Here is an 11,702-nt window from a genome sequence, read left to right as displayed (position 1 = left end):
GATTCTTCGTCGCATCCTTGCCGCAAGGCGATCGGGTACTCGGAACTATATACAGCCAGAGAGGCCTTAATAGCTGACAATCACCTTATTGACAGCCGCGCCTGCCTCGTCGCTCAGGCGTTCATAAACAACACCGGCAAGCGCGCTCGGGCCGTGCGAATTTGCTAGACATCATTTGCTTCCAGCACGTAGGTTTCCGACATGCCAACCTCCAAGAAAACTGCCTCTCAAGCGGGAAAGGACCTTCGGAATCCGAATACACCTAAGCAAGATAAGGGGCCAATCGCCTCTTCTCTGTCCCAAGCCAAAACGAAGAAGAAGTAACAGGCTGAGCGGCTCCTTGCGAGCCGCCAGCTTCCAAGGACTCATGAGAGTTTTTGTCAGTTCACTCATCACGGGTATGGAATCGTTCCGGGCCGCGGCGCGGGAAGCGATTATCACATTACGGCACGAGCCGATCATGGCTGAGGATTTTGGTGCTAGTCCTGAGTCACCGCAAGTAGCTTGCCTAACAGGTCTTCGTCAGTCTGACATGGTCGTGCTGATCATTGGAGAGCACTACGGTGCGATCCAGCCATCCGGCCGCTCTGCTACCCATGAGGAATATGACGAAGCCAGGGGTACCAAAACAATTCTGGCTTTTGTTCAGGAAGGGGTCGAGCGCGAACCCAGGGAAGAAGAATTCGCTCGCGAGGTGCAAGCTTGGGCCTCCGGCCTTTTCCGCAGTGGCTTCCGCACTGTATACGAACTGAGGCAGGCTATCACCCGGGCGCTCTATGACCACGCCCTGGCGAATGCCACTGGGCCTGTCGATCAGGAGGAGATGACGCAGCGTGCGGTCGCTCTTCTACCAGCTGAACGGCGCAACTACGCTTCATCAGGTGCCATGCTCAACCTGTCCATTGCTGGCGGACCACGTCAGTCGATCCTGCGGCCTGTAGAGATTGAGCGACCCGCCTTGGCTGAGGCGCTCATGCAGCAAGGCATGTTCGGCTCAAATCGTCTATTCGAGACGACACGAGGCGTACAACCAACGATGCAAGATGCCTCGCTGATGTTGACTCAGGAGGGAGGCGCGCAGGTCCTGCTGACTGAGGAGGGTTCGGTTGTCATCTCCCTGCCCGCCCGGAGAACGGGACAGATGGGCATGGAACTGGTCGAAGAAGCCGTGCAAACACAGTTTGCAGCGGCGTTGGCCTTTGCCTCTTGGACTTTCGATCATGTCGATCCAACACAACGCCTGACCCACGTTGCAATTGCCGCGAGCATTTCCGGCGGCGACTACATGGCATGGCGGACTCAGCGGGAGAGCGAGGCCAGCCCGAACCGCATCAGCTTGGGCACGGGAAACAACGCACATACTCCGGTATATGTCTGCCAAGCTCGCCCTGCCTTACGGCTAAATTCTGCGCATATCGTCGAAGACTTGCTCGTGCCGTTACGTCGTCAGAGACGCTAGCCAGTCTCTTGGCGTTACACACGGTGATCCGGTAGCACCATCTCGAATCGGCTTCGCTTCCGGGCCGCTATAGGAAAACTTCCTTGGACATGTCGCTAGCTTGATTGCGTTATTTGGCCCTTGTTAAAGATGGCTAAGAAGAACTTTATAGTTGAAACCTTCCAGACTACCCGTGCGCCGATGGAAGCGACAGGCGCTTCGACATCGGAATTGAGGTATTTGGGCGAGAAAGTCGGCGCGCACACAAACGTCGCCACCGGCGACACGTGTGCAAGATTTGCCGCGAAGAGCGCCCCGGCGGGGCGGCGGCAAATCTAAAACCCATATCCGTAGAGGTCATTGGTATCGAACTCCCTACGCCCGCCTCCGCCACGGCTCCGGCGAAAGACGGCTTCGGGAATTCACGGTCAGCCTGTCCTGCGGTGCTGACCGCGTTTGAGTTTATCGTGCGTCTCCGCCGCCTTCGATGCCTTAGCCTTAGTAACGTCCACTTCAGGATGCGGAGCCTCCCATCCTGTCATCCCCTGTAGCACGCGGTCCGCGTGCTTGATCGTATTCACATGTCCATAGTGCTGCTCGATCATCTGCACGGACGTTCCCATTTGCTCAGCAAGGAAGTAAACATCAACTCCCTCTTGAAGGCGAAGCGTGGCATAGGTGTGCCGGAAACAATAAGTTGATCTCGGTACGCCCTGCGTGCCTTCGCGCAGGTTGGCTTTGCCTAGGAGGTCAGCAATCAAAGAGACGTAGAGACTCTTGGCAGGCTTGCCGTTCACCGTCGTAAAGACCCGGTCTTCCAGCCCTGTTGCTTTGGAGATAGAGCGGATGCGTTCAAGATAATCCCCGACGCTCTTGGGCGCAACGAGCTTACGCGACTTGCCTTTACCCTGCACGAACAGCACAACAATCTCGCGTCCCTCGCGGTCTTTCGCGGGCATGATGTCACGCCAACGTAGGTTCTTCATCTCCGCTGGCCTCATGCCGGTATTGCAGGCGATCAAAATCATGTTGTACGTGACCGTGCGATACCAGGTACTCGAAGGCTTGTCTGCTTCCGCGATCCATTTTCTGCCAATCGTATGAAGTTTGCGGTACTCCTCCAGAGTGAACTCATCTCGCCGCATCGTCTTGAGTTTGGGACGTTCGTCGTAACGCTGGCTGGCAGGAACATACCGCTTCTTGATCGCGAAGTTCATCACAGCGCCAAAGATCGACATCTCAAAGCGAATCGTGGAATCGCTGATGAAGGGCACCGTCCGCTCCTCGGACGGTGCCAGCTTAATAGGTTTTAAGACTCGAATGCCAAGAGCATTCTGCACTTTGGTGCGGCGCTCAGCTTCCTTGTCCGCAAACTCCTGTGCCATTTCATCGCTGACCTCGCGGACGCCGTTCCGCCTCAAGCGTCCCGCGCCGTTCACTCTTCGCCACGCCGGATAACCACCCCATAGCTCATCGCCGATCAGATGCACTTGAGTGGAACCGACGTACCTCTCCAAGGCTCCATCAATGACGGCGCGGATCTTTTTGGGCCGCGCCGCACTGATTTCACCGCGCTGCGCACGCGCTTCCTGGGTCAGCAGATACTCTCGGCCAACCTCCCGGAAGGGATGGTTGAACACAGGGACGTCATGCTTCAGGCGGAACCGGATGTCCGCATCCTGGTCGAAGGCGCGTTCCCGAGCGAGTTCAACGTCGGTCGTCTTGAGGGAGATGGTCTTGTAGCGGTCTGCCTTGGGAATCTTCATGCGGCAGTACCACATGCGATGCTCAACATCGCCGCGTCGGAAGATTACCAATCCCGGTTTGAGTTCGGCTTTGTCGGTGACGAATGCCATACTCGTCTCCACTGATTCAGACGCGTTCTGTGCAGATTCTGTGCAGGTTTTTCCTGCAAGTCGTTGAATCCTAGTTTCTGTGTAGGACTCGTATAGAGAATAGCAAAATACTAAGATTTTTATTTACATTTCATTACGCTATATCTGTCATCCTGAGCAAAGCGAAAGGTCTACTTGTCGAGCACTGCGATGAGATTCTGTGCGAGCTACAGGAATAGTGCGGATCGCCGCAGAGCCAGTTCGCCGCGCTGCTAGGGCACCAGCAGGAGCGCATTCTCAGGGAACTTGATGTCGCCAGAAGTATAGAGCTGCTTGGACGTGTGTTTCCTGGTCAACTTCGGTGTTCCTTCGACGAAGACATACTCGTCAATCTCGTAGTGAGTCTCACACGCATTGCATCCCCCTTCATGCATGTTCGTCCACACACGAGCGCGACTCGCATTGGTACGTTTGAATTCAAAGACCCCGGCGCTAATCGTCGGAAGAGCTGAAATCACGTACCGTTCTCCTATCCGCGTCACTGTCATCAGCAGTTCAGGACTCGTTATGTCACCAGACCAATGAAACGAGACCGCTGCAAACTCGGATGAGTTTGTGCATGCCTTCAACGATGCCATTGCCCGGTAAGAGTCGGATAAGCTGTCGTCCGGGTCTGTCGAGTGCGTTTGAAATTCGGGAAGCTCTGCGATGTTCTTCTCGGCGAGCACCGTTGATCCGCGCACAATACGAATTCCGCGCTCCATGTGACCACCAAACGGCGAGCCATCATGGACGCCGAGAACTTCAAGCATTACACCGTTGTTCAGAGGAGTCTTGTACAGCACGAACTCGTGCTTGCTTAAGAGCGCTTGTGTCTTGACATCTTTGGTTCCTTCTAACGGAATGGGCTCAATGCGCGTGACGCATTGAGCCCATGTGGATACCGAAGCTGTCGTCAGCAGTGTAGCCAACACCCAGCGCTTCATCGTTGTTACCGGCGGAAGAAGTCCTTCACCTGCTGCACGAACACATCGCGGCCCATGTCCGAAATTGCTTCGGTGAGCGGCAGACCCTTCGGGCAGGCCTGAACGCAGTTCTGGGCGAAGCCGCACTCTTGCACGCCGCCGTCGCCGGCCAGAGCGCGCAGACGATCTTCCTTCAGCACCGAACCACCTGGATCCAGGTTGAACAACTTCGCCTGTGCGATCGACGCTGCACCAACGAAGCCCGTCGCGTCGTTGAACTGCGGGCAGACTTCCATGCAGATCGTGCAGGAGATGCAGTTCGACAGCGGATAGCGCTGCTCCTGAATCTGCGGAGCCTGCTTAGGGCCTGCGCCGAGGTCGTAGGAGCCATCGATCGGCACCCACGCCTTCACCTTTTTCAGGTTCTCGAAGAGCACAGAACGGTCGACCGCGAGATCGCGCACGACAGGGAACTTCGACAGCGGCGCGAGCGTGATCGTCTTGTTCTCATCGCCGCCCTGCAGCTTGTCCACCAGCGCCGAGCACGCCATCATCGCCTTGCCGTTGATCAGCATGGCGCACGAGCCGCAAATTTCTTCGAGGCAGTTCGAGTCATACGTGACCGGCGTCGAAGGCTTGCCTTCGCATGTCACCGGATTCATCGCGACCTCGCCCAGCAACGACGTAATGTTCATACCGGGGCGATAGGGAATCTCAAACTTCTCCGTCACCGGCGCCGCGTCGGGCGTATTCTGCCGCTTGATTTCGACTTTAATCGTCCGTGCCATCTCGTTACTCCCGTACATCTTTTGCGGCCTTCTCTTGCGCCGCCTTGCCGTCTACCCAACGGCTATAAATCTTGAAGATACCGATGCAAACCACCGCGCCTGCTACCAGCGCCAGCGATAACGCAGTCGAACTAAGGTGATGAGTCCCCATTAGTTCGACGTGTACACACGCGGACGCGGCACGATGTACTGCGTGTCCACATCCTGGTAAGTGATCTCTGGCTCGCCGTCCTTGAACATCGCCATCGTCGTCTTCAGGAAGTTCTCGTCGTCGCGCTTTTCAAAGTCCGGCTTGTAGTGAGCGCCGCGGCTTTCGTCGCGCATACGAGCGCCCTTCACGATCACGCGGGCAAGCTGCAGCATGTTCCACAGGTTGCGCGTGAACGCGAAGCTCGTGTTCGCCCACTGCGTCTTATCGCTGAGATTCACGTTCTTGTAGCGCTCGATCAGTTCGACCAGCTTCGTGTCTGCTTCATCGAGACCCTTGTTGTAGCGCACGATCGTCGCATGCTGCGTCATCGTGTTGCCCAGCTCGCGCCAGATCTTGAACGGGTTCTCGTTGCCCTGGTTGGTGAGCAGCAGGTTGTTGAAGTCCGTCTGGCGCTTCAGCTCGCTGGCCGCGCCGCCGTCGCCTTCAACTGCCTTCAGGCCCTTGGCATACTCCATCGCCTTCGGCCCTGCGACGAAGCCGCCGTAGATGCAGCTCAGCAGGGAATTCGCGCCGAGGCGGTTCGCGCCATGGATCGAGTAATCCGCTTCACCCGCAGCGAAGACGCCAGGGATGTTCGTCTGCTGCTCGAAGTCCACCCACAGGCCGCCCATCGTGTAGTGCATGCCGGGGAAGATCTTCATCGGCACCTTGCGCGGATCATCGCCAACGAACTTCTCGTAGATTTCGAGGATGCCTTCGAGCTTGTGCTTGCGCTCTTCCGGCAGGTGCGAGACATCGAGGTACACCATCGGCTGTCCGTCGATGCCCATGTCGTTCTCGTACACAACCTTGAAAATCTCGCGAGTCGCAATGTCACGCGGCACCAGGTTGCCGTACTTCGGATACTTCTCTTCGAGGAAGTACCAGCGGTCGCTGTCGGGAATCGACTGCGCTGCGCGCTTGTCATGCTTATCACGCGGCACCCAAACACGGCCACCTTCGCCACGAGCCGACTCCGACATCAGGCGCAGCTTGTCTTCGCCGGGGATCGCCGTCGGATGCACCTGAATGAACTCGCCGTTCGCGTAGGCCGCGCCCTGCTGATACAGCGCAGACTGCGCCGAACCCGTGCACACGACCGAGTTCGTCGACTTGCCAAAGATGGCGCCGTTGCCGCCGGTCGCGATGATCACGGCGTCGCAAGGGAAGGTCTTCACTTCCATCGTGCGCAGGTCCATCGCGCAGATGCCGCGTGCCACACCGTTGTTGTCGAGCACGGCGGAGAGGAACTCCCAGCCTTCGTACTTGGTGACGCGGTTCTCGCTCTCGAAGCGGCGAACCTGTTCATCCAAAGCGTACAAAAGCTGCTGGCCTGTAGTAGCGCCTGCAAACGCGGTGCGGTGATACAGCGTGCCACCAAAGCGGCGGAAGTCCAGCAGGCCCTCAGGCGTGCGGTTGAACGGTACACCCATGCGGTCGAGCAGATCGATGATCGCCGGGCCCATCGCGGTCATTGCCTTCACCGGCGTCTGATTGGCGAGGAAGTCGCCGCCATAGATCGTGTCGTCGAAGTGCTTGAGGACGTCGTCGCCTTCGCCCTTCAGGTTCTTCGCCGCATTGATGCCGCCCTGCGCGCAGACAGAGTGGGAACGCTTCACCGGCACGATCGAAAACAGGTCAACCTTGCCGCCCGCTTCGGCGATCTTGATGACGGCCGAGAGACCCGCAAGGCCTCCGCCGACGACGATGATTCTGGGTGTTGCTGCTGCCATCAGAAACTTCCTCGAAAATAATTTCCTAAAACACTAGCCCCAAGCATCATTGCGAATCCCGTTGCCATCAGTTGATAGCCGCGCCGTAAGCGTAATGAGGGAATAGCATCACTCCAAGCAGTCGCTCGATACTCGCTGATCACGTGTGTCGAACCTGCGCCGATGACATTCCACCACTGTCGCTTTCGCAACTTCTTATACTTTGCGTCGAGCCGCTTCGACATCTGAATCACAGCTCGATTAGCTACTACTGCACCTGCAATGACGATGAGGATTCCAACGACCATCAGCGCCACGGCAAGGCGAAACATTCTTACCGAACCTCACCCGGCTGATTAGGATTCGTCACTCCAGGCGCATTCACACTCGGCGCAGGCAACGCAATCCCCGCAGGCTGTTCCGGCATCACATCCGCCGGAGCATTCGCATACTTCGGGTTGATGAACGCATACATCCCCACCAGGCCAAGAATGCAAAGCCCGGTACCGAATGCCGCACATACATAGCCAAAGTTCTTGCGCGCCTTATTGCCCGGCGTGATGCCCCACTTCGCGGCGAAGAGCCAGATGCCATAAGCAAAGTGCCAGCAGGTGGCGATCATCGCGATCACATAAATCGCCAGCATCCACGGGTTGTGCAGCTCCACCTGAACCTTATGGAACGCCGCGCCCGGGTGCTCCGGCAACTGCACGCCAGCGAAGCGCTGACGCCACACGTGCTGCACGATGTAGAGCAGTGCAATGATGCCCGTTACGCGCTGCATCAGATAGCCGAAGTTGCCGGCCCACGGATAGACGTTGACGTTCGAGCGGCCGCGGAATGCGATGAACACGCCGTAGAGTGCGTGGAAGGCCAGCGGAATAAAGATGAACGCCCACTCGAGCACACGCACGAGCGGAAGCGAGTTCAGGAACTTCACCTGCTGCGCATAAGCCAGCGGGCCGTTGGTGGCCTCGAAGTTCGAGACAATGTGCTCGATCAGGAACGCGCCGATGGGCACGATGCCGGAGAGCGAGTGCAGCTTGCGCCAGAGAAAGCTATGGCCTTCGCCCGCGCGGAGCGGCTGAACGCCCTTCAGGGGCGGTGTGGCGGGCGGTGCAGGCGTTGCGGCAGCGGCCATGAATAAAACTCCTCGCCTCTCATCAGGACTCGCGGGCTTATGAGGCGGAGACACACACCGAAGCATTCGCGGAGAGGCACACCGATTCTCACACCCGCGAAAATGCGAGGTCAACCCATGGATTGGTGGAGGTCACGGTAATCGCACCTCTGTGCGATATCGGCCCTGAGTGGTCGCAGTTCTTATGCGGCCATCAACAGAGCAAATCGAGGTTTGTTATCCGATGGACTGCAGCAGTTCGCGGAACGCGCGGCCGCGATGGCTCACCGTCCACTTTTCCTGCTGCGACATCTCGGCCATCGTCTTGCCGGTTTCGGGCATGAAGAAGAGCGGGTTGTAGCCGAAGCCGCCTTCGCCGCGATACTCGCTGATGATCTGGCCCTCGCAGGTGCCGTAGGCGCTCCACAAGACTTCGCCGTCGCGCGCAATGACCAGCGCGGCGACGAAGCGTGCGGCACTCAGCACCTCGCCCCGCGTGCCAGCGGCGTGCAGGCGTTCGAGTAGATACGCGTTGTTGCGCTCGTCTTTGGTGCCGCTGCCAGTGAAGCCGCCGTCGTCGGCAAAGCGGGCGGAGCGAATGCCCGGGGCGCCCTCCAGCGCATCGACTTCCAGGCCGGAGTCATCAGCCATGACGAGCTTGCCCGGCGCGAGCAGCGAGTAGGCCACGGCCTTAATCTCGGCGTTCCCCATGTAGGTCGCGGCGTCTTCCACGGGCTCGGGCATCTGCTTGATGCCCGGCAGCGCGAGCACCTCCACGTCCGCACCCTGCGCCGAAGCTACGAACTCGGCGAGCTTTCCTGCGTTACCCGTCGCTGCGTAAATCGTCGTCATCGTTCTCTCTGCCATGTCTTCACTACTTTATGATCTGTTGTCCTGAGCACCGCGAAGAATCTGCTAGTCTTCGACCTTTCATCCCCACCACAACTACCGTGGCGTAACCTTCGCGTCCTTCGCGCTCTTCGCGTCGAAGCTCTTCCTCGCCTCGCCCACTGCCGCATCTCGCAGAATACCCACGCGCCCATCCGGCCCCACGACGAATGGCAAACTCAAAGCATTCCAATCGCGATCGGCTCCAGCCTGATCCATCGCTCCCGGCCGCAAAGCCTGCCAATTCCGCCCATCATCAAACGAAACATCCGTCCCATTAGGCCCGACGGTGATCCAAGTCTTGAGCTTCTCGTCATAGGCTACGGAGCTTCGGTAGCCATGCGGTGCCGAAGCAACAGCCAGCCAATGCAATCCATCATCCCTCGTGTATGCAGCGTTGTGTTCCGCATCCTCTGGCTGCTTGTAGTCTCCTCCGACCGCGATGAGATGAGTTGTGTGATCACTTGTTCTTTTCGCCAGAGAGAAAATCCCTGCAGAATCTCCGATGCCAAACATTGGCATCGGAGAGGATTTCCAAATAGGAGCGTTCCCTGAGGTGGATTTTTCCATTCGAAAAATGCGAGCGCCATCCTTCCCGCCTGTTGCGAAAAATGCAGTGGTTCGATGGCTCGACCAAATCACGGATGAATTGCTCGCTGCGAAGACGCCCTCGCCTTCCGCTGCGTTGGCAGGCGCTCCACTCATACATTCTTCAACGTGCGTGTCGTCATCTATCCGGCAGAAGACCTTGAATGCGCCATCAACAGGATCACCCAAGAGAAGTATGTCTTCCGTATCACCAGTTCTGGATGCAGTCATCGCATCAAAGAACCCATCCTTATCCGGATTCGTAAACACGAGCTTCCACGTCGCACAGCCATCCGTGGTCTTATACAGCCGCGATAGATCACCCTTGCCGCTCGACATGACGATCGCTGTGTTCGCATCGAACGCCTGCACGCCGCGGAAGTCGAGTTTCTCCGCACCCGGCGGCACGGCGCACTTCTGCCACAGGTAGCCCATGTCTTCGGTGCGAAGCACGGTGCCGTTCGTGCCCGAAGCCCACGCCACGCCGTTGCCCACGTAATGAATGCCGCGCAGCGACTCGTGCATGAGCGAGTCCTGCATCTCCCACTGCGCCTGCGCGGTGCAGCTTGCCATGAAGATCGCCGCGATGAAGAAGCTTCGCATACGCGAGAGTCTATCGCAGGAGAGGTCAGTTGCTCGTCGCGGCTTGAGTGGAGGTCGCCGCGACATGCGGCTTCGTAAGGAAGACGATATCGACGCGGCGGTTCGCAGCGCGGCCTTCGGGGGTGGCGTTCGATGCCACCGGGCGGTACTCCGCATAGCCCGCCACCGAAACGTGCGAGGCCTGCAGCGTCGAGTGCAGCAGCAGGAAGTGGGCGATCGCTGCTGCGCGCGCGCTTGAAAGCTCCCAGTTCGACGCATAGATCGCAGAGTGAATCGGCAGGTTGTCCGTATGTCCTTCGACGCGAATCTCCGCATCCGGTATCTGTTCCGCGATCCGTTGCAGGGCCGATGTAGCCTCGGGGCGCAACTCCGCGGAGCCGGAAGGGAAGAAGCCTCCCTCATGCAGACTCAACGCAACGCCTTCCTGCACCGAGCGCACGCTGAGTTCGCCGACCTTCACGCCTGCACCGTTTGCATCCTGCTCATGCACGATGCGCGTGATCTTCTTCTCTACCTCTTGGCCGCTCGTCGCCAGCGGTAACTCGATCGGCTTTGGCGTAGCCTGCGGGTTTGCTCCGCTTCCAGGATTCATCGCCGGCGAACTCGAGTGGGAGTCGAATAGCGCCATCTGTGCAAACGCCTGCTGGAAGGCGCTGGCGAATTTCTGCTGCTTCTTCTTATCCGCTTGTCCGCTCGCAAAGAGCACGACGAAGAACGCGAAGAGCAGCGTGATGAAGTCCGCATAGCTCACGAGCCAACGCTCATGGTTTACGTGCTCGGGATGCTTCTTCTTGCTCACGCTGTTGCCTCCGCAGGCTTGGAGTCCATCAGGAAGGTGCGGAGCTTCGTCTCCATCATGCGCGGGTTCATGCCCTCCATGATCGAGATCACGCCTTCGAGCATCATCTCTTTCACCATCATCTCTTCGCGATGACGAATCTTCAGCTTGCCCGCAGCAGGCAACGCAATCAGGTTGGCAACGGCCACACCGTAGATGGTTGCGACGAAGGCAGTGGCAATGCCTCGACCCACTTCGTCGATGTTGTCGAGGTTCTTCATCACCTGGATGAGACCGAGTACCGCGCCGATGATGCCGACGGTCGGAGCGTATCCACCGGCAGCTTCAAACACTGCAGGGATCTTCTCTTCGATCTCGCCTTTGTTCTCCATCTCAAGCGTCATGATCTTGCGCACGTCGCTTGGCTCGGTGCCATCGACGGCGAGCATCAACGCTTGTTTGAGAAAAGGGTCCTTCACCGCCGCAAGGTCCGCATCGAGCGAGACGATACCGCTCTTGCGAGCTTTGTTCGCGAATTCAACGAGCTGCTTGAGCGTGGCTTCGTTGTCATGCGATCCCGCGAAGAAGACCTTTGCTGCTTGCTTGATTGCCGCGAGGAAGATGCTCATCGGAAACTGCAGCATCACCGCTCCCGCAGTTCCACCACCGACAATCATGGCTGCCGTGGGTTGTGTGATCTGCGCGATATTGCCGCCTTCGATCATCATCCCTGCGAGGATGCCGATGACCGCCAAAAGTATTCCGCCAATGCTAGCGATATCCATGATGCGTTGACT

Annotated in this window: 11 protein-coding genes; 1 reads left to right on the top strand and 10 read right to left on the bottom strand. The window is 58.1% G+C overall.

From position 1 onward, the window contains the following. Nucleotides 1-367 precede the first annotated feature (367 nt). Nucleotides 368-1,459: a DUF4062 domain-containing protein gene (locus OHL11_RS07140; RefSeq protein WP_263370808.1), complete on the top strand. Its 1,092-nt coding sequence runs from the start codon at nucleotides 368-370 to the stop codon at nucleotides 1,457-1,459. Nucleotides 1,460-1,866: 407 nt separating this feature from the next. Here the strand turns inward: OHL11_RS07140 and OHL11_RS07135 are convergent, their stop codons facing one another. The 10 genes from OHL11_RS07135 to OHL11_RS07090 form a co-directional block, all read right to left on the bottom strand. Beyond that, nucleotides 1,867-3,294, bottom strand: a complete 1,428-nt coding sequence (locus OHL11_RS07135) for a tyrosine-type recombinase/integrase (RefSeq protein ID WP_263370807.1) — start codon at nucleotides 3,292-3,294, stop codon at nucleotides 1,867-1,869. A gap of 251 nt (nucleotides 3,295-3,545) precedes the next feature. After that, a complete protein-coding gene (locus OHL11_RS07130; protein ID WP_263370806.1) occupies nucleotides 3,546-4,259 on the bottom strand; it encodes a hypothetical protein in 714 nt (237 codons plus the stop codon). A 5-nt stretch (nucleotides 4,260-4,264) separates the two neighbouring features. Then, complete coding sequence (sdhB, locus tag OHL11_RS07125; protein WP_263370805.1) at nucleotides 4,265-5,026, bottom strand: succinate dehydrogenase iron-sulfur subunit; 762 nt, start codon at nucleotides 5,024-5,026, stop codon at nucleotides 4,265-4,267. A gap of 150 nt (nucleotides 5,027-5,176) precedes the next feature. After that, nucleotides 5,177-6,949, bottom strand: a complete 1,773-nt coding sequence (gene sdhA / locus OHL11_RS07120) for a succinate dehydrogenase flavoprotein subunit (RefSeq protein WP_263370804.1) — start codon at nucleotides 6,947-6,949, stop codon at nucleotides 5,177-5,179. Then, nucleotides 6,949-7,260 (bottom strand): hypothetical protein, encoded by a 312-nt coding sequence (locus OHL11_RS07115; protein WP_263370803.1) that lies wholly within the window; start codon nucleotides 7,258-7,260, stop codon nucleotides 6,949-6,951. The genes sdhA and OHL11_RS07115 overlap by 1 nt, the downstream gene beginning before the upstream one ends. Before the next feature lie 2 nt (nucleotides 7,261-7,262). After that, complete coding sequence (locus OHL11_RS07110; protein ID WP_263370802.1) at nucleotides 7,263-8,069, bottom strand: succinate dehydrogenase; 807 nt, start codon at nucleotides 8,067-8,069, stop codon at nucleotides 7,263-7,265. 216 nt (nucleotides 8,070-8,285) lie between these two features. Then, complete coding sequence (locus OHL11_RS07105) at nucleotides 8,286-8,915, bottom strand: non-canonical purine NTP pyrophosphatase (RefSeq protein WP_263370801.1); 630 nt, start codon at nucleotides 8,913-8,915, stop codon at nucleotides 8,286-8,288. A 78-nt stretch (nucleotides 8,916-8,993) separates the two neighbouring features. Then, nucleotides 8,994-10,049, bottom strand: a complete 1,056-nt coding sequence (locus OHL11_RS07100) for a WD40/YVTN/BNR-like repeat-containing protein (RefSeq protein WP_263370800.1) — start codon at nucleotides 10,047-10,049, stop codon at nucleotides 8,994-8,996. A 103-nt stretch (nucleotides 10,050-10,152) separates the two neighbouring features. Further along, nucleotides 10,153-10,926 (bottom strand): OmpA/MotB family protein, encoded by a 774-nt coding sequence (locus OHL11_RS07095; protein WP_263370799.1) that lies wholly within the window; start codon nucleotides 10,924-10,926, stop codon nucleotides 10,153-10,155. Next, nucleotides 10,923-11,690 carry a flagellar motor protein gene (locus OHL11_RS07090; protein ID WP_263370798.1) on the bottom strand — a complete coding sequence of 256 codons (768 nt, stop codon included), beginning with the start codon at nucleotides 11,688-11,690 and terminating at the stop codon, nucleotides 10,923-10,925. The genes OHL11_RS07095 and OHL11_RS07090 overlap by 4 nt, the downstream gene beginning before the upstream one ends. Between the last annotated feature and the right edge of the window lie 12 nt (nucleotides 11,691-11,702).

The sequence above is a fragment of the Granulicella cerasi genome (genome assembly GCF_025685575.1).
GTDB lineage: Bacteria > Acidobacteriota > Terriglobia > Terriglobales > Acidobacteriaceae > Granulicella > Granulicella cerasi.
This window is presented reverse-complemented; position numbering and strand designations above follow the sequence as displayed.

Excerpts from the sequence above, each read along its gene's own strand:
- OHL11_RS07130 (WP_263370806.1), bottom strand. The coding sequence starts at position 4,259 with ATGAAGCGCTGGGTGTTGGCTACACTGCTGACGACAGCTTCGGTATCC.
- sdhA (WP_263370804.1), bottom strand. The coding sequence starts at position 6,949 with ATGGCAGCAGCAACACCCAGAATCATCGTCGTCGGCGGAGGCCTTGCG.
- OHL11_RS07100 (WP_263370800.1), bottom strand. The coding sequence starts at position 10,049 with ATGCACGAGTCGCTGCGCGGCATTCATTACGTGGGCAACGGCGTGGCG.
- OHL11_RS07090 (WP_263370798.1), bottom strand. The coding sequence starts at position 11,690 with ATGGATATCGCTAGCATTGGCGGAATACTTTTGGCGGTCATCGGCATC.
- OHL11_RS07135 (WP_263370807.1), bottom strand. The coding sequence starts at position 3,294 with ATGGCATTCGTCACCGACAAAGCCGAACTCAAACCGGGATTGGTAATC.
- sdhB (WP_263370805.1), bottom strand. The coding sequence starts at position 5,026 with ATGGCACGGACGATTAAAGTCGAAATCAAGCGGCAGAATACGCCCGAC.
- OHL11_RS07115 (WP_263370803.1), bottom strand. The coding sequence starts at position 7,260 with ATGTTTCGCCTTGCCGTGGCGCTGATGGTCGTTGGAATCCTCATCGTC.
- OHL11_RS07140 (WP_263370808.1), top strand. The coding sequence starts at position 368 with ATGAGAGTTTTTGTCAGTTCACTCATCACGGGTATGGAATCGTTCCGG.
- OHL11_RS07110 (WP_263370802.1), bottom strand. The coding sequence starts at position 8,069 with ATGGCCGCTGCCGCAACGCCTGCACCGCCCGCCACACCGCCCCTGAAG.
- OHL11_RS07105 (WP_263370801.1), bottom strand. The coding sequence starts at position 8,915 with ATGGCAGAGAGAACGATGACGACGATTTACGCAGCGACGGGTAACGCA.